We start from the raw sequence: 16,971 nt of genomic DNA on the forward strand, positions 1-16,971 counted from the left end.
GCTTACCGCTTAGGGTATAAATTTTAGCGACAAGTTAGCTAAATCCTGATAGTTGGGACGGGGGATTTATAGGTAGTAGACGTTAGGCATCACGAGCAATAAATAGCCAATAGCCGATGACACTCTGCATTAAACGTCATTGCAGTAGTTCCTGCCCTCGATAGGGTGCCAATATTCATACCGAAACCTGCAAAAACGTACAAGACGAGACTTATTTCATTCCTTTAAGCTGCATAAGAGCTACTGTCGAACAACTCTTCTAGATAACGATGACCTCATTAGTGCGTGAGCAAGTTAAGTTTTGGCGTATCCAAGACTGCGGCAATCTTGAAATGATGCGTGCTACCTACGTCAATCATTCTTTTGCTCGGCATACTCATGAAACGTTTGGTTTTGGCATCATCGAGCAGGGGGCAACAACGTTCCCCTATCAAGGTACTGCCCATGTTATCCCAGCAGGTAACATCCTGATCATCAATCCAGGAGAGATTCATGCAGGTCACGCCGCGATTCCTGAGGGCTGGACATACTGGATGCTCTACCCTGATGCAACCTTGTTCCAGAATGCTATGTACCAAGTGAGAGAGGAGCGAGTAGATTTGCCTTACTTTCCCATACCAAATCTTCGGGATGAAGATTTAGCTCAAGTTATCCGACGACTCCTCATGACGTTGCAAGGAGCATCTAGCCTTCTAGAGCGAGAATCTCGCCTCATTTGGACGCTAACTCATTTGATTACTCGTCATGCCTCGGCTCGACCTGCTGTACCCCCTGTGGGCTACGAACACCAGGCAGTCAAACAGGTGCAGTCATACTTGGAAGAACACTACTTTGAGAGCGTTTCACTCAAACAGCTAGCCCGCCTTGCCAATCTCAAACCTCTGCGGCTGCTTCGCGTATTTCGTAAGCAGGTTGGTCTACCCCCTCATGCTTACCTCACCCAAGTCCGCATCTTCCGGGCAAAAGCGCTTTTGTCTGTGGGATGGCTGGCAGCAGAGGTAGCTCAGGAAATAGGCTTTACCGACCAAAGCCATTTTACTCGTCACTTTAAGCGCTTCACTGGCATCACGCCAGGTCAGTATCAAATAGCTTGCAAAAACGTACAAGCTAAAGATAATGCGGCTTCTTAAGATGGTGTTTTGACAAGAGGAGTGACGGCTTTTACTACTTGATTCTTTAGAAACATCCTCAAGTGCAGAACAGCTTCAATTGCAGAAAACTAGTAGAGCTATACTTCAATGCAATCTCCAAGCTTTTTTCTTTTTCTCACAACCGCAGTGTTGATGATTGCCACACCTGGCCCTGATCTGATTTACATCATTACACGAGGAATTGCACAGGGACGCCAAATCGCGTTGCTCTCAACTGTAGGGGTTTGTGCAGGTTACATTGTGCATACTATTTTCGCCGTGCTTGGACTCTCAGCACTGGTGCAATCTTCAGCAGGGGTATTTGAGATGATTCGATATGCGGGTGCAGCTTACTTACTGTATCTCGGTATCCGAACCCTGCGGAGTAAGCAACATCTCATTCTTAAGCCAGCAGAAGTAAAACCTACTAAGAAAAGCCGGATTGTTTGGCAAGGCATCATTACCAGTGTATTGAATCCCAAGGGAATTCTATTCTTCATGGCGTTCTTACCACAGTTTGTGAATCCATATCTGGGCAGAGTGGTGGCACAGATGTTTGCACTCGGATTAACTTTCACTGTGCTGTGTTTCTTGATTTACGGAACAGTAGGTTATTTTGCCGGAAGTTTAGGAAACCGATTAGCAGGGCATGCAAGATTTGCTGACGTGTTGCAGTGGATTACAGGTACTGTGCTAGTTGGGCTAGGCTTGCGGCTTGCTCTACCAGAACACAAGTAATTTTCTTGGGCTTGCAGGTATTTTCCAAAAGAAACTCTTCTAGTTTCAGGGGAAAGGCTTATGAGGTTGCTACGTCATGGTTGTAGTACCCACAACGCTCTTGAATTGATGCGATCGCATTGAGTATCGTACTCAGTTCATAGTTATCCGTTGTTGTGTAGAGCATTTGGCGAAGCTGAGCAAGTAATTTCGGGCTACCAATCTTCCCTAACGCTTCGGCAGCCGTGTAGCGCACTCGACTATCTGAATCATTCAACGCTTGCTCTAGTGCCATGACAACCCTCTGGATACCAATTGAAGCTAACGCTGAGGCAGCCATCCAACGCACCCAGGAGTCTTCTGCTCTTAAAGCTTCCTCCAATGCCACGATTGCTGCCTCAGTTCCCTTAGAACCCAATGCATAAACCGCTTTTCCTCGAAAGTCTGAGTCTTCATCATCCAAAACAACGCGCAGTGCAGCTACGGCTGTTTCAGTACCAATATTCCCTAAGGCTTTAACCGCACTTAAACGCACATTCGAGTCTTCGTCATTCAAAGCAACACGCAGCGAGGCAACGGCTGCCTCACTACCGCTGTTTCCTAGCGCATAGGCAGCCCGACGACGAACATCAGAGTCTTCATCTCTCAACGCACTCCGCAAGGCTGCCACAGCTACATCTGTGCCAATCTTTCCTAACGCCTCAGCGGCTCTGCGACGCACCCAAAAGTCCTCATCGTACAAGGATTGGCGCAGTACAGTGACACCTGCCTCAGAGCCGATATTCCCTAGCGCCTCAGCCGCTTTCTCACGCACCTCAAAGTTTTCATCGCCCAATGCTTCTTGCAGCGCCGCCACCCCCATCTCTAAGCCAATTTTTCCTAATCCGTAGGCAGCACTCAAACGTACCCAAGAATCTTGATCAGTTAAGGCTTGCTGCAAGGCGGCTACTGCTGTTTCTGTGGCAATTCTCCCCAATGCCCAAGCCGCAGTTCTCCGAACATAGGAGTCTTCACTGCTCAAAGCTTGTTGTAATGAGGTTACCGCTGCCTCAGAGCCAATATACCCTAACGCCTCAGCCGCTGTTCTGCGAACCGAAGAGTCTTCATCTTGCAAAGCAATGAGTAATGGCGCTACTGCTGCCTCAGCGCCTGTAGAACCTAGCGCTTCAGCTGCTTTCTCACGCACTCGATGGTTCTCGTCATTTAACGCTTGTTGCAGAACTGCCACGGCTGCCTCTGTGCCAATACTGCCTAATGCTAGTGCTGTTCTTCCACGCACTCGATAGTCTGAATGAGTCAAAGCAAGGCGCAGTGCAGCAACAGCGGATTCAGTGGCAATCGAACCCAGTGCCGAGGTTGCTTTTCCCCGAAAATCATAGCTGTCATGGTTTAGCACTTGCTGCAAGGCTGCCACGGCTGCATCGGTGCGGATATGACCTAATGCCAAGGCAGCACTCTCACGCACCTGATAGACTTCATCATTGAGAGCTTGCTGCAACACGGCTACTGCTGCATCCGTGCGGATTTGACCTAAAGCGGAGACAACTCTCTCCCGAAAATTAGGACTTTTATGATTTAGAGCTTGCTGTAAGGCAGCTACGGCTGCATCTGTTGCGATCGCACTTAGTGCCAACGCTGCACTCTCACGTACCTGATAGTCGTTATCGTTCAAGGCTTCTTGCAGCACTGCCACACCTGCCTCACTGCCAATTTGCCCTAACTCATAGGCAACCTGCGTCCGAACTTCTGAGTCTTGCGCCCTCAAGGCTTGTCCCAGCGCTGCCACAGCCGCTTCACTACCGATTTTTCCTAACGCAGAGGCAACTTGGGAACGAAATCGAGAATTTTCATCGTGCAAAACTTGCAGCAGTTGTGGCACCGCGCTATCTGAGCCAGTGCTACCCAATAGCCGAATTTTCAGCACTTCAGGAAGCTCTAGTGCCACCAACAAGTCTACCGTTGCTGCCTGAAACTCCGGTTTTACAGCTCCTATTAGTCTTGCCCCAAGGCAGAAATCTACATCAAGGGCTAGCTTTACCACTCGCAGTACCTGAGATTTGTCGTCCAGCAACGGCAAAATCAGGGATAGAGGTTCTGTCCATTGCAGAGCATTCAAATACTCCTGTTTGAGCTGCTCGTCACTGAGATGAGGTAGCTGTTGGAGGAGGCTTTCTGCGGTTTCGGATTCCTGAAGCTGCTGATGCTGAAATTCCATCGGGTTGCGGTTTCAATTCTGATAGCTCTAGGTATGCGATCGCGCTCCCTGTGTTCTCCTAGCGACATATCACGCCCTGATCCTAGCAACACCTAGCTGACTCTGCTTACAAAGATAGTTCAAAATGCGATCGCTTGAAGATTCGATCCGTCAAAACACTATAAAGATGGTGCTTTTGATGTAATTCCTGCTCTTGATGAATTGCCTGAAGATTTTGAACCTCTACATAACTTGCCCTTAAATGAAAAATAGCAAGAAAAAGTTCACAATTTATTAGGGACTGGGAACGGCGATTGGGAATGCTTGCCCAGAATTCCCTTCCAAATCCCAATTTCCTATCCCCAACGCTTAAAACTCACAAGCCTTATTTTCCATTGACCTGCTTATTCATAATCAATGCTGTAGGATTTAAAAAATGCAAGCAAGTGAAATTCGGCTCAACAAGATAACGAGAGAATGGGTCATTTATTCACCCAGTCGGCGCAAACGTCCTCAGGATTTTCAGAAAATTAGTCGAGCTAAGGAATTACTACCAGACACAGAAAAAAAATGTCCCTTTTGTCCCGGCAATGAACACATGTCGGACGCGATTGTTCTGGAGATGCTGAATCGAGAGCAAAGTTTTTGGCAAACCCGCGTCGTCCCTAACAAATATCCGGCATTAACGCCTGATAAACATATCTGCCGCTCATCTGAAGGGATTTATCTCTCTATGCCCGGTTATGGCAGACATGAAGTAATTGTTGAAAGTCCCGATCATCACCAAAACATCGCCACAATGCCACAAGAAGCTGTGGAGATTCTCATTGAAACCTATCACAGGCGCTACATCGAGCTGATGCAGGTGCATGAGAATATGATGGCGATCATCTTTCGCAATCATGGACAGCAAGCGGGTGCGTCTTTGGAGCATCCTCATTCTCAAATCATTGTGACAGGAATGGTTCCCCAAAATCGCCGTTGGCGGGAGGAAGAGGCGCAGCGCTACTTTGATAAATGGGGACGGTGCGTGTATTGCGACATCTTAGAATTTGAGCTGCAAAACAGTAGGCGAGTTGTTCAAGAAAATCAATCGTTTCTTGCCTTTGTCCCATTTGCGGCTGAGGTGCCTTTTGAAACTTGGATTATGCCGAAGAATCATCAGGCAGATTTTGGCAGTATCTCTCTTCAAGAAAAATTAGATTTTGCGCTGATCTTGAAGAACGTTCTTGCTAATTTGTACGAAAAGTTAAATGACCCTGATTACAACTACGCGATTAACACGGCTGCCCGCTACAAAGCCGAGGAACCCCAAGTACACTGGTATTGCCAAATCCAACCTCGACTGACAACAGACGCTGGTTTTGAGTTGGGTTCAGGGATTAGGATTAATCCCTCCCTGCCAGAAGTAGACGCTGACTTTTTAAATGCATGATTAGGAGTCTGTATTGAAATGGTTCAAGTCTGTCCATTGTTGGTTTCTCGTAATTCTCCGAACTGTTACCGATAGCAAACCAATAAGGCTGCCATTTCTACTGCTCTAAGTTCATGCTTGCCTTCAGTTCCAGAGAAGTCTGCAAGGATTTAGCCTTTGCCTCTAGGGTAATAAGTCCCGCACAGTTAAGCAACCAATTTCTTGTCCCTCGATCACAACAGCAACTTCATCCGACAGGCTGTAATCTTGGCGCTGCTGATAGGTTGGTACATCTGCTAAGTCGGTAGGTTCTGTGTAAACTTCTAGTTTTTGTTCGGGAAGGTTAACGATCCAATAAACGGGAATGCCTGCACGGGCGTAAAGGCGTTTTTTGGACGTTCTATCTCGTTCTAGCGTAGAGTCTGCAATTTCAACGATTAAGGCTAAATCTTGGGAACCCGGATGGCGATCGAGATAATCACGAGTATTGCCTCGAACCACGACGACATCAGGTTCTGGCTCACTATCGTCTAGAGTAATGGGTTCTTGGGCATCTACATACCATCCCTGTGGCACAATCTCTTCCAATGCACTTCGAGTCAGTTTTGTTGCAGCACGGTGTGGTGGATTTTTCGGCATTTTATGAATAATCCACCCTTCAAGCAGTTCCACTGGATCGTCGTCGGTTAGAATACCCAGGCGAATCATTTGGTGGTACTGAGCAACACTGAAGCGCCAAACTGGTTCGGTTGGCACAGCCATTTGCGTGAAGTTTGGTACGTTGGGTTGAGTGGAGACAGACACAGAAATGTACTTGCCCTCTACTTTTGCCCTTTATCGTAGCACTGCGACTCCCTCGACTTGTTCCTTCAGTTGGTCTGTGGCGATCGCATAATCTCTATCAACATCCAATAACCCAAGGTAATTTTAGGATAAAAGACTGTAAGCTCTATCAATAGGTTGCCTATGCCTGCCCTAGACATCTATCACGATGCTATTTAGAGACTTATCGAAGGATTATCAAGAGTGTTCTTGAACCTTACACTAAAATTCCATACGCTCATGGAGAACTTACTTGTAAAGCAGTTTTTGATGAAGTAGCCGATAGCTATTTATTGATTACTCTGGGTTGGGATGCGGCAAGGCGTGTTCATGGGTGCCTTGTTCATCTTGATATTATCGATAGCAAGATTTGGGTGCAGCGAGATGATACAGAAGATGGCGTGACAAACGATCTGGTTGCTGCGGGAATTCCTAAAGACAGAATCGTTTTGGGGTTTCATCCACCGGATGTGAGGCAGTATACAGGATATGCTGTGGCGTAGCTGTCTCGTCCCCCTCCGAACGCTCCTATCTCTACAGTTGTTGCTGATAAAAATTATAAGGAGTGAAAAAAGGGCGATCGCCTTTCCACTAATTGGACAAGAGCGATCGCACACCTATTGGATTAGAATCACTGCCTCTTCTGCTTTAGTATTTAGAGCTTTCTTTAACTCTTGCCCAACCTTCTCAATCAGGTTATCAAAAGCTTCTCGATTCTCTGTCAATTGTTTCCTGAGAACTTCCTCTATCTCCGGTTTTATCCTCTCGCTGATATCGTCGATCTTGCTGTCGTTCAAAAAACTAGAACGAGTCCAACTGGGGATATCCACCTTTTCCTTGATTGCCTGTTGAACTTTGCTTCGAGTTAGCTCCACTCCTGCGGCAAGAACTGAGACCCCATAGATTAGCACGATAGGCCAGGTCAAGTGTCCGGTTAGGATCAGAGCGATGATGCTTCCGATAGTGCCACCACCAATCACGACATTGACGATAAAGGCCACAGTATCCGCAAGGATAGCGTCTCCAATCGACAGATCAGCATTTACCATACCAGGGTCGATACCTTCCTCGAACCTTAAGCTGCTTCTGGGTATCTGGAACTTTCGGCAAATTGGGTCGGTTTCTTGAGCCAAGTCGGGTTGGATTTTGCTGTTAAACCAAGTGACGGATTTATCTTTGATGATCTGCTGAGCGCGATCGCTTTTGAGCCACTGCTCTGCGCCACCCTTCATCGAGCTTTCCAAGTCACCTAAAGTCCGTATTTTGTTCTTTTGCCAGTCTCTCAGACCTGGTTTGACTGCGTTTTCAATCAAACTCTCTGACAGTGGTTTGGTCAACAGTTCGATTAACTCTGGGATATGTTTCTCGATGATCTCGTTCAGCTTCTTTGAGTCAAACAGTTGATTGAGTTCTTCTTTAAATGCCGCCGCCCGCAAATCCCATCGTCCTACCCGCGCTAGACCAAGTGCAATACACCGTTCAGGTTCTGGGTCAGGGCGAACCTGAGTTTCCGGTTCTGGGAAGATTTCCTCGCAAATCTCACGAGTGAACTTCATGCGCGAGGCACCACCAGTCATCAGCACAACTTTCGGCACAATCCCTTGTTTGACTAGCTCTTCCTTTGCCTCATTTACTGCCTCACGAAAGGATTCAATCCAACTCTTCTGTCCCAGTTCAACTAAGGGTTGAGTCAAGATCTCCTCCATGACCAATCTGTTGACTTGGGAAATAAAGAAAATCTGTTCGTTGATCGACTCGAAGCCGCGTGCAAATGTTTGCGGATGGCTATATAGCTGTTCGTTAGAAAAATAGTCTTCCTTGGCTTTGCGGCAAGCTATTTCACAACGCGCTTGGTGATGCGGATAGTCTTCAAAGACTCGTTCGAGTAACGCTTTCTCCTCGTGCTTGGCGAGAGTCTGAGCAAAAATTGCCTTATCAATCAGGGATGCTCCTAGAGTGTTTCGCCCAAAATCCATGGGTATCTCATGCAAGGTCTTGACCAGGGTAAAATCTGTAGTTGAAGAGCCAATATCGACGATCAGCACTGATGATCTGAGTTTGTCATAGTCGAGCTTACCCGCTTCCTTGGCTTGCATGAAAGCCGCCCGCGACTCTGGTACAACACTCAGTATGGTAATGCCAGCTTCCTTAAGTAGCTTTTGGTATTCCTCGCGATCGCTAATTGACCATCCTGAAGGACACCCAACGTAAAATTGACTGGTTTCCCCACCTTCAATCTGTTTGCTTTCTTTTAAAAGGCGGTAGTAGGTTTCCAGAAAACTGCGGATTGTCTTTCTGTAATTTGGATCGTTGTTTGGTTTTTCTTTAAAAGAGATTTTGAGATGGGTAACGCCAGCTTGGATTAACGCCTGTTCTCCGACCAGATAGCCGAGTTCTGGATGCCAGCCAATCGCTGTGATTTGAACCTTCTTATTATTAATCTCAAGCATCTCTGGAGGCTCGATACTCTCTACTCTCGCCTTCGCTACGGCGGTTTCACCATGTCCCAGATCAAACCCGATTGTTTCTAAAACTGACCTACTCATTCTTTCCCCTAACCCTTTACTTGCAAGGGAAATACTGGGTACATCCTAATTTTGCAAGAATCTTCATGGTGTAGGCATCTTGCCTACGCCATATCCCCAGATAGTCGAGGCACCTATCTGTATGGATTGATGAAAATGGGATGTCAAAACACTTTTTCAATAAAAACGTTGATGTTCTTCCATAGCCGTGATGATAGGACACGCTACTCTCTCGCCTCAGAGTACGCAGGTTCAATCACTCGCCCCCGCCGAAGTAGGCGATCGCCTTTCACTAAGGCAGGACTTATCGTTACGTAGTCTTTCGCAGAGCGATCAATATTTGGCTCGAAGTCAAAATACTGGTGTCCACTCTGTTCATCATCGGGTCGGTAAATCTGAGCGCGAATTCCTTGCTCCATTAATATCTGTGGCAACAGTTTAGTTAGTTCAAGTGCCATCTGAGATTTCCCCAGAAATGACGCACCCATCAGCCTCTGAACAAGATTCAAGAGTTCTGGCAGTTCTTCTATTCCACTTGCATCAAGCGGTTTGTTCACTTGTTCAGTCGAAGTGACGGCAAGATCAATAGTATTGAGTGCATCACCAAGATTATCTAGAAGGACTTTGCTATCGATTTGCACAATAGGCTGAGGCACTTGTACAGGTTGAGTTGAGGTTGCACGGTTTTCCTGGTTGCCCTTGTCGAGTTGGAGTACAACTTCCAGTCCTACAAGCACTACCGTTAACAAGATAGCCATCCAAGCTCCAGGGGTATCTTGAGTCAAGGAGAACAATGAACCTAAGATGCTTAGGCTAATTAGTCCCTGGAGGATTTTCAGGATTAAGCTGTTGGAGGGAAGTCGTCTGGCTTGGTTACTAATTTGCTGAGGATCTGGTTGTGAAATCCTCGTCTCGTTGGCAGCCGTGAGGGTGCCTATGGACTGCCGTAGTGTGTCCAGGAAAAAGGAAGCCAGACGTACCTGAGCGATACTCAGTTCGCCGATATAATTCCGCTCAAGATCATCGAGTCGGTTCTGAACCAGCTTAACGACCTGTTCTGGGTTGTTTGCCTTCTCAATCTCTGTCTCTAGTTTGCTCCGTTCTTTGTCAAAAAGTGTCAATAGTGTTTTCATTGCGTGCCAATACTTCAGCGTTGCCCAAAGGCGGAATGATGGGGTGTATAACTCCAGTTTCGCGTAAATGCTGAAGTGAGTTCACGATGTTCGAGTTTTTTATAGCTGTCGCTACAAATGTTAGGACATTAGCGGGAGATTGCGTTTCTGAGAAGTGAGCCGATTTGACCCAAAGCTGACCGCTCTCAAGCTGACTGCTGATTGCTATATCACTGCCTCGGTTGGTTGCCACAAGTTAGGCAAGCTTCCATCAGCAGGATTAAGGGTTGACCACAATACACACAACCCCCGTGGAGAGACTGATTCACTTGGTCTTTGGGTAACTCACGACACTTCAGACATCCCCAAAACTCATCCTTACTTTTAACAGCAAATTGCTGACACTTTGAACACCGTTCAACTTTCCAAGAAACGTTACACATTGATTTAGGACAGATAGGACACGCGCCGCCTGTTCAAAATCCAGTCTTACTCGGCTACTGCAATGGCGTATGGTTGCGATCGCCTTGTGTATCTGAGCGGATTATGACTAAGCCAGCACCGCCAGCTTGGCACATTTTTTTGCCATCTGTCTTTAGGTAGATTTATTCTGAAGCCGAGTAAGTATGAGATTGCTTGGTTAAAAGAGAAATTCCTTTTCCCCTTCTTCTTTACCCTCTCCCCAATATCAATTCAATGACCCATAAAAACCTCTATTGCTTAGACGTTAAGCACTGGCGAAGCCTTAAGAGACTTAGTGTTTGACCAAGATTTAATGGCAACAGAGATATGCCTTCTAAGCGGGACTGCACCCAACCGTCACCCCAGTACCATTCGTGATAACCATCAATTCCTTGACTCAATAGCAGACGTAAGCAGTTGGATTGGGCAACCTCTACACGGTGTTGAATTGCCACGGGACCTGTCCATGTCGTAAAGGTTAGTCCTGGATGAAGTTGTTCTGGTAGTCCTTCTGAGAAGCGCTGGAGCCACAGCCATTGACGTAGCTGCTGAGAATGCAGCAGATTTTCGCGGATAACTGTTTGTGGTGCTTCTACTTCAATGCGGAGATAGCTTTGTTGAAAGGTTCCTAGCATGTATATCTAAAGGGGGTCATTTTCCGTCAAGTGAAATCTTTTGGGATGCGAAAATAATGGGTCTGGTAATCTATTTCCTGCATTCCTTCATGGTATCCCAAGCCTTCTTAACCGTTGATGACCAACCGATTACGTTGGCGAGAGCCTTGCCGTATCTTCAAACAGCTGGAAAGCTTAAGCCTTTTATCGCAGATGTTGTCCGCCAGTACGTTATAGAACAAGAATTACAAACCCGCCAAGATCTAGACGTTAATCCTGCACTCATTGAGACAGAGGAAGTTGCGTCTCTACACACTAGACCTCTTGCAAAAGTCGATGGATGCCTACAGACTGAAGTCTGAGGCTATACAAACTAAACCCACCTACGCGGGTTTTAAGAGTCCGCGCAGGCAGACTACCCTTCGGGAAGGGCTGACGCTCCTAACGTCGCTACCGCTCCGCTAACGCCCAACGTTTTTGTAGCCGAGATTTCCAATTGCCAAGTATTTTTGCAAGAGGTCTACTATGGAGCACTACTATTTCTGGGCAGATCACCAATCTCTTGATGAAAGTAAGTTGCCTGAATACCTATCTATTTTGGGAGCAGGGGAGCAGGGGAGATCTTATGAGGTCTGTATCGCTTCTAGGCTGGCTCTCACGGCGATTGCAGCCGGAGATCTGACGATAAACGAAGATACGCCAGATAGCTGGAAAGCTCACTTGGAAAGTTTAGGCTTCACGAATGTCCTACACAGCTCGACGTAAGCCAAACTCAGACGAGTGTCGCTGGATTCTTAACCGTCCAAATGCACCTGGAATGCACTATTAGCCTATCCAAATCGTCATTAGTTTAGTGTGGCTGAACAGTTGCCTTGTCTGTTTGGTCAGAATAGAGAAAGCGATCGCGTTTGTTTAACACAATGACCTCAACAACAATCAATCCCTATTTAGCAGGCAACTTTGCTCCAGTCGGGGAAGAAATTACCGCAGACAACCTCCAAGTCTTGGGTGAACTCCCGATTGACCTCTGTGGTATGTTTGTTCGCAATGGGCCGAATCCTCAGCTCCTTCCTAGCGGAAATTACCATTGGTTTAGTGGGGATGGGATGCTGCATGGAGTGCTTCTACACAACGGCAAAGCAGAATATCGCAACCGCTATGTCCGAACCCAGAAATTTTTAACCGAGCAGAACGCGGCTAAAGCGATGGGGACTGGGCTTTTGGAACCACGCCAGAGAGATAATTTCAATGACCTTAGCAGGAATACGGCCAACACGGCATTAATCTGGCAAGCAGGGCAACTATTGGCGCTGTGGGAAGGGGGCGAACCTCACGCGATTAAGCTGCCTGAATTAGAAACAGTTGGTTCTTACTCGTTCAACGGCAAGCTGGTTTCTTCAGTAACTGCCCATCCTAAGGTAGACCCCGGTACAGGGGAAATGCTCTTTTTTGGCTACTCGGTACAGCCTCCCTACTTGCAATACAGCGTTGTTTCAGCGTCGGGAGAGCTATTGCGGACGGTTCCGATTGACCTGCCAGAAGCGGTGATGATGCACGATTTTGCCATCACTGAAAATTACACCATCTTTATGGACTTGCCCCTAACTTTTAGCATCGCAAGAATGCAACAGGGACAGCCACTATTAATGTTTGAGCGAGATAAACCGAGTCGCTTCGGTATCCTGCCTCATCATGGTGACAACAGCAGTATTCGCTGGTTTGAGAGTCCGGCTTGCTACATCGTTCATACGCTTAATGCTTATGAAGAGGGAGATGAAGTGGTGCTGATTGGCTGTCATATGACTGCTACTACCATGGGATTATCTCAGGCACCTGATCACCCGAATGCAGATATTCCCCGCCTGTACCGTTGGCGATTTAATCTCAGCACTGGCACGGTTAAGGAAGAGATGCTGGATGATGTCTCTTCAGAATTCCCCCGTATTAATGAACAGCTTTTGGGGCGCAAAACGCGATTTGGCTACACGGCAAAATTAGCACCGGGTCACCCGACTCCGGCATTTGAAGGTTTGATTAAATATGACTTTAGTAGTGGTGCCTCCCAGACTCTGAAATTCGGTTCTCAACGCTATGGCGGCGAAGCGGTATTTGTTCCCCGTCCCGGTGCTGTTGCCGAGGATGACGGCTGGCTGCTGACGTTCGTCCATGATGAGGGTTCCAATACGTCTGAACTGGTGGTGGTCAATGCTCAAGATTTCACTGCTGAACCTGTGGCACGGGTGCTGATTCCGCAGCGAGTTCCTTACGGTTTCCACGGGACTTGGGTTTTTGAGGAACAGTTATCGGTTGCACCGTAGTTGAGAAAATGCGATCGCGCTGTAATTCAACACAAGCAACTTCCTTATCAAATCAAGGCAGCTAAGGTCAGCAAAGGCAATTGCTCCTCATCCCCAAACTCAATTAACAGGCGATCGCTGTTTCTATTGCTTTTTACTGGCTGGACTGACTTGAGCGAGCGCCTTTCCTCTTCAACAAGCTGTTGAAAAAGATTCTACTTAAACCCTCCAAACCCAATCTTGCTCCGAACCTACTGTGAAAGATTTAATGACACTGCTTTCTTTAACTGCTGATAGAACAAGTTGCCCCCACCAAGAGGCGTGACCTACACCGTGAGGATTCCACTCGCCGCTGATATTGAAGACGATCTCGGCTACCGTGTCAGTGGGCCGGGAATGGGTTTGACCCGACCATGTAGAACCGAAGGTTGATGTGTACATACCTGACGACTTATCCCTAAGAATATCAACTTGGGCATTTCTGATGTCGTAGCCATTGCGCTGGTATGACAAACGATAGTAGAAGTCTTGATTGTCCCAACCAATACGAGGGTGAAACGCTTGGATATTCAGCTCAGTTACCACGTCTTCCCACGTTGCTTCTATGGGTGTACGCTCGTGCATATAGGAAGGAGTGTTGCCATTGTGGTAAAGATTGCCACTGTTAGCATAACTCCTTCCTGCCTCGAAAACAGCGACACCGAGAGAAGTAGCGCTGACTGGATCGCTCTTTTGTATCTGCGGTGTTCCAGGTTCACTTTTGATAACGACTCCATCTCTTGCCTGATGGTGTTCCAACGCACGATTGTGTCCTTCAGGAAGCTTGCGCTGAACTGCACCTGTCTGCTGCACCACATGAGTCAACTCATGAGCTGTCAAGTCGGAAATGATAGGAGACTTCCCAGCCCCAAAGTAAATATCATTACCGTGAGTAAATGCCTGAGCACCCAAGTCTTTATTCATCTGAACCGCTTGGCTATCCGTATGTACCCGTACCTGACTGAAATCGGCACCAAAGCGGGGTTCCATGAAAGAGCGCACTTCATTCGATAAAGGACTACCTCTGCCTTTGCTAGTGCTTAGCCGATTCTCCAGGTTGCTACCAGCATCATTGCCACCAGCTTCTGTTACTCGTTGCAGCGATCGCTTCATTTGCACCGGCTCTTCCTCTTCTTCAGGTTTGGGAGCCATCTCTCGTTGAATAGTGGAGCCTGCCAAAGGTTTGGCTTGAAGAGGCTCTTCCTCTTCTTCAGGTTTGGGAGCCATTTCCCGTTGAATGGTGGAGCCTGCTAACGGCTTAGCTTGAACTGGTTCTTCCTCTTCTTCGGGTTTGGGAGCCATTTCCCGTTGAATGGTGGAGCCTGCTAACGGCTTAGCTTGAACTGGTTCTTCCTCTTCTTCGGGTTTGGGAGCCACTTCACGTTGAATAGTGAAGCCTGCCAATGGTTTGGCTTGAACTGGCGCTTCCTCTTCTTCAGGTTTGGGAGCCATCTCTCGTTGAATGGTGAAGCCTGCTAAGGGTTTGGCTTGGACTGGCTCTTCCTCTTCTTCAGGTTTTGGTGCCATTTCTCGTTGAATGGTGAAGCCTGCTAACGGCTTAGCTTGAAGAGGCTCTTCCTCTTCTTCGGGCTTGGGAGCCATTTCCCGTTGGACAAGTGGGGTGATAGAGGCAGCCAGAGGTTTGGTTTGCAGCTTCTCTTTTTCTTCTTCTGGAGCCATCTCCCGTTGAACTGAGTGCTGATTTGCAGGTGCAGCCATGCTCATTACCTGCGCTGCCGTTTGGTCTGCTTCCTGCTCGTACTTGTCTCCAGGCGCTCCTATGGCAAGTTTGGGCTGAATTACTGCTGGCGTGTCGCCCACCTGTACCTGACCGAAGTTGTGACCAAAACGGGTGGCTCTCTCAAGTTGGGTCTGTAGGTCTGGTGTTTCCTGCTGCTGAGAAGGTACTGCTGCTGGGTCAGCTTCATCTTTGAAAGGGCGCTGCTGGAATATGCTGATTGGCACGGATGTGGAAGAGGAACTCGATGGAGCTTTTTTTTGGATATGCTGTCGGGTGTGCATTTTCTCAGTCCTCCCTTACGGCTTGTACCAGCAGTGCGTCAATTTCTTGAGTTTTTTTGGAACTTGATACGATAGTAGTCTTTTTTAATTCGAGTTACTCTAGTTCAAAAGTCGAATTTAGCGATCGCATCATCTCCCCAACATTCAACGAGTTACAGCTAACGGCCCAACAGGTTTTTGCAGCAGGGAATTACTCTGGCTGACTTTCGATTTGTGTGATCGCATCCTTAGGCTCTACATCACCATAAATGACAGACATAATCCCAGGCAAGTATTCATCCATCATCGTCACGTTGGCATAAACCAATCGTTTAATCAGTGCTGAACTGAGAGTGTCGCCATCAACATCAATACTGGTCTTGTAGCGAACTTCCCCATCAGCAAAGTCTAGTTCAAAGTTGCCGATAATCATGCCTGAATTGGCTCTAGTCAAAAATTCTGCCACAGCCAGCCGCTTGTTTTCTGGGGCGTTGACGGGGCAAATGGAGTAAAACACGAATTGCTCTTGTTCAACTCTAGCCTTGGCGTAGCAAGTCCATTTTCCATTCTCGCCCTGGAATGCCATTTGTAAAATTGACTTTCCTTCAACTTCGTAGAAGGGCCATTCATCTTCTTTGAAGAAATTGACCATTTCCTCAAAAATTTGTCCGCTTGTAGAGAGGTTCTGCCGGAAAGTCTCTACTTTCTCATCCAAATTGACATCAGCTAATTCATTGAAGAAATTGGTCATTCCCTCAAGCATCTGGGAAGTGGCTTTCTGTGTAACTTCAGATAGATTAGCCTCTGTCCAATCTTTGAAGAAGTTGACGATTGCATAATTAATTTCTTCACTTGAACCTGAAGTGGCGGCTTGAGCAAGAGCTGCTGGACTAATATAATCCCAGAGAGTGCGATAGCCAGTTTCTCCTGATTCCTGTAGCTGTTTGACCGACAGCGCTAACCAATTCTCAGTAGATAGCAACGGGTCATCCGGTTGTTCTTGGCTCAGATTTAGGATATAGGTTGCAGCCTCATCAATGTTTGCGGTGTATCCTGCTAAGCGAGGCAGCAAATCGGGCTTTAAAGTGGTTTTGATTTTGATATCGGGTTCGGGCAGGAATTCCCCAGCAGAGAGGGGGTTACGCACTTCCGGCTTAAGGTTAAATAATGCCTCTGTGTTGATGCGTTGGTATAGTTCGGGGTTGACTTGGAAGGTGAGACGACATTCGATGAGTTCGTCGTCTTGTTTGGTTAGGGCTAGGGTAACGGCGTGGATGGGTAGAGGGGATTGGGAGGAGTCGCGTAGCGTTAGTTCACTGTTGAGCGGATGATTTTCCGTCTTTACGTTCATGTAGAGTTTTCGCTCACTTTAGAATTTAATCGGTTCACCCCTTTGTCCAATCAACCCAAATTTTTGTGCAGGCTGCTGAAAGCTCTACTCGCGAGAGTGATCACTTCCCACCCAATCAAGTTATATCCAAAAAGTAGAGCATTTGTTTGATGTAAGCACAGGTAAGGCTATCGCATTATTGCAGGGTATGCTCCGATAGAGCGATTGCGCGAAAGCTCACCAGCAAAGCTGATCGCACCACTGTTACTCACAAAATAAATTCCTCTGGCTGACCTTCAATTTGCGCGATCCCT

Annotated in this window: 14 protein-coding genes and 1 pseudogene; 7 read left to right on the forward strand and 8 right to left on the reverse strand. The window is 47.2% G+C overall.

Going from position 1 to position 16,971, the window contains the following annotated elements:
• The first annotated feature begins 269 nt into the window (after positions 1-269).
• A complete protein-coding gene (locus tag H6F98_RS23385) occupies positions 270-1,130 on the forward strand; it encodes an AraC family transcriptional regulator (protein WP_192221113.1) in 861 nt (286 codons plus the stop codon).
• 108 nt (positions 1,131-1,238) lie between these two features.
• Complete coding sequence (locus H6F98_RS23390; protein ID WP_192221114.1) at positions 1,239-1,868, forward strand: LysE family translocator; 630 nt, start codon at positions 1,239-1,241, stop codon at positions 1,866-1,868.
• A 58-nt stretch (positions 1,869-1,926) separates the two neighbouring features.
• Here H6F98_RS23390 and H6F98_RS23395 read toward each other — a convergent pair whose 3' ends face one another.
• Positions 1,927-4,062 carry a HEAT repeat domain-containing protein gene (locus tag H6F98_RS23395; protein ID WP_192221115.1) on the reverse strand — a complete coding sequence of 712 codons (2,136 nt, stop codon included), beginning with the start codon at positions 4,060-4,062 and terminating at the stop codon, positions 1,927-1,929.
• A gap of 415 nt (positions 4,063-4,477) precedes the next feature.
• Here H6F98_RS23395 and galT point away from each other — a divergent pair, with 415 nt between their 5' ends.
• Complete coding sequence (gene galT / locus H6F98_RS23400; RefSeq protein ID WP_192221116.1) at positions 4,478-5,476, forward strand: galactose-1-phosphate uridylyltransferase; 999 nt, start codon at positions 4,478-4,480, stop codon at positions 5,474-5,476.
• A 162-nt stretch (positions 5,477-5,638) separates the two neighbouring features.
• On the opposite strand, the gene H6F98_RS23405 is transcribed toward galT, so the two are convergent.
• Complete coding sequence (locus tag H6F98_RS23405; protein ID WP_313929929.1) at positions 5,639-6,259, reverse strand: Uma2 family endonuclease; 621 nt, start codon at positions 6,257-6,259, stop codon at positions 5,639-5,641.
• A 206-nt stretch (positions 6,260-6,465) separates the two neighbouring features.
• Between H6F98_RS23405 and H6F98_RS23410 the strand changes: the two are divergent.
• Positions 6,466-6,780: pseudogene (locus H6F98_RS23410) on the forward strand (XisI protein); the annotation flags it as partial.
• Positions 6,781-6,894: 114 nt separating this feature from the next.
• Here the strand turns inward: H6F98_RS23410 and H6F98_RS23415 are convergent.
• The 4 genes from H6F98_RS23415 to H6F98_RS23430 form a co-directional block, all read right to left on the reverse strand.
• A complete protein-coding gene (locus H6F98_RS23415) occupies positions 6,895-8,823 on the reverse strand; it encodes an Hsp70 family protein (protein WP_192221117.1) in 1,929 nt (642 codons plus the stop codon).
• Positions 8,824-9,026: 203 nt separating this feature from the next.
• A complete protein-coding gene (locus H6F98_RS23420) occupies positions 9,027-9,935 on the reverse strand; it encodes a hypothetical protein (protein ID WP_192221118.1) in 909 nt (302 codons plus the stop codon).
• Positions 9,936-10,144: 209 nt separating this feature from the next.
• A complete protein-coding gene (locus tag H6F98_RS23425) occupies positions 10,145-10,357 on the reverse strand; it encodes a hypothetical protein (protein ID WP_192221119.1) in 213 nt (70 codons plus the stop codon).
• A gap of 270 nt (positions 10,358-10,627) precedes the next feature.
• Positions 10,628-11,011: a hypothetical protein gene (locus H6F98_RS23430; RefSeq protein ID WP_192221120.1), complete on the reverse strand. Its 384-nt coding sequence runs from the start codon at positions 11,009-11,011 to the stop codon at positions 10,628-10,630.
• A 56-nt stretch (positions 11,012-11,067) separates the two neighbouring features.
• Here H6F98_RS23430 and H6F98_RS23435 point away from each other — a divergent pair, with 56 nt between their 5' ends.
• The 3 genes from H6F98_RS23435 to H6F98_RS23445 all read left to right on the forward strand — a co-directional run bounded on the left by H6F98_RS23435 (position 11,068) and on the right by H6F98_RS23445 (position 13,308).
• The gene (locus H6F98_RS23435; RefSeq protein WP_192221121.1) at positions 11,068-11,352 is read left to right on the forward strand and encodes a hypothetical protein; all 285 of its coding nucleotides are present in this window, start codon (positions 11,068-11,070) and stop codon (positions 11,350-11,352) included.
• A gap of 163 nt (positions 11,353-11,515) precedes the next feature.
• Positions 11,516-11,755, forward strand: a complete 240-nt coding sequence (locus H6F98_RS23440; RefSeq protein ID WP_192221122.1) for a hypothetical protein — start codon at positions 11,516-11,518, stop codon at positions 11,753-11,755.
• 155 nt (positions 11,756-11,910) lie between these two features.
• Positions 11,911-13,308: a carotenoid oxygenase family protein gene (locus tag H6F98_RS23445; protein WP_192221123.1), complete on the forward strand. Its 1,398-nt coding sequence runs from the start codon at positions 11,911-11,913 to the stop codon at positions 13,306-13,308.
• A gap of 198 nt (positions 13,309-13,506) precedes the next feature.
• On the opposite strand, the gene H6F98_RS33700 is transcribed toward H6F98_RS23445, so the two are convergent.
• Complete coding sequence (locus H6F98_RS33700) at positions 13,507-15,348, reverse strand: DUF4157 domain-containing protein (protein ID WP_242058664.1); 1,842 nt, start codon at positions 15,346-15,348, stop codon at positions 13,507-13,509.
• Positions 15,349-15,538: 190 nt separating this feature from the next.
• Positions 15,539-16,678 carry a YbjN domain-containing protein gene (locus H6F98_RS23455; protein WP_192221124.1) on the reverse strand — a complete coding sequence of 380 codons (1,140 nt, stop codon included), beginning with the start codon at positions 16,676-16,678 and terminating at the stop codon, positions 15,539-15,541.
• Positions 16,679-16,971: the final 293 nt, after the last annotated feature.

Origin of the sequence: Microcoleus sp. FACHB-SPT15, assembly GCF_014849525.1 — a bacterium.
In the GTDB taxonomy this organism is placed as follows: Bacteria; Cyanobacteriota; Cyanobacteriia; order Cyanobacteriales; family Coleofasciculaceae; genus Symplocastrum; species Symplocastrum torsivum.

Coding starts and splice junctions, on each gene's coding strand:
- H6F98_RS23395 (WP_192221115.1), bottom strand. CDS start 4,062: ATGGAATTTCAGCATCAGCAGCTTCAGGAATCCGAAACCGCAGAAAGC.
- H6F98_RS23385 (WP_192221113.1), top strand. CDS start 270: ATGACCTCATTAGTGCGTGAGCAAGTTAAGTTTTGGCGTATCCAAGAC.
- H6F98_RS23425 (WP_192221119.1), bottom strand. CDS start 10,357: ATGTGTAACGTTTCTTGGAAAGTTGAACGGTGTTCAAAGTGTCAGCAA.
- H6F98_RS23420 (WP_192221118.1), bottom strand. CDS start 9,935: ATGAAAACACTATTGACACTTTTTGACAAAGAACGGAGCAAACTAGAG.
- H6F98_RS23445 (WP_192221123.1), top strand. CDS start 11,911: ATGACCTCAACAACAATCAATCCCTATTTAGCAGGCAACTTTGCTCCA.
- H6F98_RS33700 (WP_242058664.1), bottom strand. CDS start 15,348: ATGCACACCCGACAGCATATCCAAAAAAAAGCTCCATCGAGTTCCTCT.
- H6F98_RS23390 (WP_192221114.1), top strand. CDS start 1,239: ATGCAATCTCCAAGCTTTTTTCTTTTTCTCACAACCGCAGTGTTGATG.
- H6F98_RS23455 (WP_192221124.1), bottom strand. CDS start 16,678: ATGAACGTAAAGACGGAAAATCATCCGCTCAACAGTGAACTAACGCTA.
- H6F98_RS23440 (WP_192221122.1), top strand. CDS start 11,516: ATGGAGCACTACTATTTCTGGGCAGATCACCAATCTCTTGATGAAAGT.
- H6F98_RS23415 (WP_192221117.1), bottom strand. CDS start 8,823: ATGAGTAGGTCAGTTTTAGAAACAATCGGGTTTGATCTGGGACATGGT.
- H6F98_RS23430 (WP_192221120.1), bottom strand. CDS start 11,011: ATGCTAGGAACCTTTCAACAAAGCTATCTCCGCATTGAAGTAGAAGCA.
- H6F98_RS23435 (WP_192221121.1), top strand. CDS start 11,068: ATGGGTCTGGTAATCTATTTCCTGCATTCCTTCATGGTATCCCAAGCC.
- galT (WP_192221116.1), top strand. CDS start 4,478: ATGCAAGCAAGTGAAATTCGGCTCAACAAGATAACGAGAGAATGGGTC.